The sequence below is a fragment of the Candidatus Binatia bacterium genome (assembly GCA_036382395.1).
Classification (GTDB): domain Bacteria; phylum Desulfobacterota; class Binatia; order HRBIN30; family HRBIN30; genus JAGDMS01.
This window is the reverse complement of record DASVHW010000093.1, coordinates 1-2,545: the sequence shown is the minus strand read 5'-3', so window position 1 is coordinate 2,545 and position 2,545 is coordinate 1. Positions and strand designations below refer to the sequence as shown.

The window sequence follows — 2,545 nt, the reverse complement described above, 5'->3', positions numbered from 1 at the left end:
GATGCGCATGAAGCCTTTCGGCACGACGTGCAGCAGGAAGCGGCGCAGGAACTCGGTGGCGGGCAGGGACAATTCCTTGCGCGCGTCGGGATCAGCGTAGTCGTCATACTCGAAGCGCACCACGCCGTTGGCAACGGAGAGCAGACGCTGGTTGGAGAGAGCCACCCGGTGGGTGTAGCGGCTGAGGTACTTGAGCACCTGCGCCGGCCCGCCGAACGGGGGTTTGACGTAGACGACCCAGTCCTGCTTCCAGAGAGCGGTCATCAGCTCCTCCCAGGGGCCGGGCTCGGCCAATGCCGCACCCTGGCTGCTACTCACGCCGGAAGCCGAGGAGGTTTCCGCGCGGAGACGTTGACGCCGTGCACGCCGAACTTGCGCGCCACGGCTTCCTTCGAGGTCTCGCGGAAGCAGTCGAACCGCTCGGTAATCTTCACCTCCGAAAAGCCGAGTGCGCCGAGTAGGGATACAAGATCTGCCTCCGGCAGAGCACCGGCAATTCAGGCGGTCCACAAGTCAATATCGCGACGCGCCTCGTCGGAGACTGCGGTCTCAAGCGCAATGTCGGCCAGGAGCAGTTGGCCTCCGGGTTTCAGCACCCGATGCATCTCGCGCACCGCGGTCTCTTTCTCCGGGATCAGATTGAGGACGCCATTCGAGATCACCACGTCGGCGCTCTCGGTGTCGGCCGGTAGCGCGATCGCGTCGCCGACACGCACATCAACGTTGCCGAGGCCCAACGCGAGGGCTGCGGTGCGCGCCCGCACCGCCATCGCCTCGGTCATCTCGACCCCGATCACCCGCCCGTTTGAACCAACCGCACGGCCGGCGAGCAGAAGGTCCATACCGGCACCGCAACCCACGTCAATCACCGTCATTCCCCTTTGAGGCAACGCCATACGGAGCGGGTTCCCGATGCCGCTGAACGCGGCCGTCACCTCTTCCGGGAGTGTCGCCAGGGCTTCCGCGCTGTACCCCAGCATGGCCGCGGCGTAGGCGGGCCCGCGGTGGAAGTGAAACGCGCCCTCAGACAACATCGCCACGCGCGTGTACAGGGTCTGAATCGCTTCGCGCAAACGTTGCGTATTTAGATCACACGATGGCGCAGCCATTCGCGGCTCCTTTCCAGCGCGAGTTTACCTTACCAGCCCGGCTCTCCCTTGACCACCGCCACGCGGGACCCCACCTGTTTCGCTGACCTGCCATTTGTCATGTCAGGCGGCAACGATCGTCATTTCGACCCGTCCGACCGTTCGGTAGGTATGTTCGTCGGACAAAGGAGGTCACCGATGAAATCCATTCCCAATGTTGGTCTCAAGGACGTCACCGCCGTCTATAACGGCCAAGAGGGAGATCTCTGGGAACTCCTCATGGGCCAGCAGATCCACATCGGCGGCTTCAAGTCGTCCATGGATCTGGCGGAGCGGGCCGGCATCGGCGCGGGACACCACGGGGTTGACCTCTGCTGTTGTAACGGCGCGGGCATGCGCTGCCTGGTGCGCTTCCGCAACGTCGCCTCAATGACGGGCGTCGACGCAACCGAAACGGTCGTCGACCGCGGCCGCAAGCGCTGCGACGAGGAAGGGCTCGGCGATCGTATCCGTTTGGTGCTCGCTGACGTTTGCAACAGCGGCCTTCCCGCAGCGAGCGCGGATTTTGTGTGGGGTGAAGACGCGTGGTGCTATGTCACCGACAAGGCCAAGCTCATCGCCGAGGCGGCGCGCCTGCTCAAGCCTGGGGGGACCATTGCCTTTACCGACTGGATCGAGGGGCCGGCCGGGCTGTCCGATGCGGAGGCCGAGCGGTTTTTGGGCTTCATGAAGTTTGCCAACGTGCAGGACATCCCAGGGTACTCCCGCCTGCTGAAAGAGAACGGCTGCACCATCGTGGAGGCGGAAGACACAGGACGCTTCCCGTCCTACGTCGATCTGTATCTCAGCATGGTCGATATGCAGCTCACCTACGACGCCATGCGCATCATCGGCTTCAACACCGACGTCATGAACGCGATTGCGGGCGAGTTTGCCTTCCTGCAAGAGCTCGCCCATGCCGGCAAGATCGCCCAGGGACGCTTCATCGCTCGCCGGAAATAACCGGCCGCGTCCCACGGGACCGCGAGTTTGTGAAGAAATCAAAACCGAATCTCCTATCCGTTCACCCCGAGTAGCGGCCGTTCTTTTCGGCCGCGTATCGAGGGGCGGTTTGCAAGGCAGGTCGGCAGCTTACGGTCCCTCGATACGCGCCCTGAGAAGACGTGCGCTACTCGGGACGAACGGTTTTGGAATCTGCGGAGATTTCTTCACAACCCCGACGTCCCCAGGCTCCACCGTGTGGCTGCACCGCGTTGGCGATGGCCGGCGTGACCAAGTAGGCTGACGGCATGCTGAACTCCAAACCGTTTGGGCCCTTCGATCCGGCCAATCCATGCCGCATCCCCGGCCTCTTCGCGGCCAACGTCCTCACCGAGCCCATCGACATCGATGCCCCCGCCGATCTCGTCTGGCCGATCGTCGTCGGCTTCGATCGCTACCCGGACTGGAACCCGCTG

3 protein-coding genes are annotated in these 2,545 nt (G+C 63.6%); 1 reads left to right on the top strand and 2 read right to left on the bottom strand.

Annotation, left to right across the window (positions count from 1 at the left end; genetic code table 11):
- On the bottom strand, positions 1 to 510 hold a 510-nt coding region (locus tag VF515_04530), incomplete at its 3' end, for a transposase (protein HEX7406901.1).
- Positions 498 to 1,109 carry a methyltransferase domain-containing protein gene (locus tag VF515_04525; GenBank protein ID HEX7406900.1) on the bottom strand — a complete coding sequence of 204 codons (612 nt, stop codon included), beginning with the start codon at positions 1,107 to 1,109 and terminating at the stop codon, positions 498 to 500. The genes VF515_04525 and VF515_04530, both read right to left, overlap by 13 nt.
- 177 nt (positions 1,110 to 1,286) lie before the next feature.
- Between VF515_04525 and VF515_04520 the strand changes: the two genes are divergently transcribed.
- Entirely contained in the window at positions 1,287 to 2,090 is an 804-nt protein-coding gene (locus VF515_04520; GenBank protein HEX7406899.1) for a methyltransferase domain-containing protein, read from the top strand.
- The last annotated feature ends 455 nt before the right edge of the window (positions 2,091 to 2,545 follow it).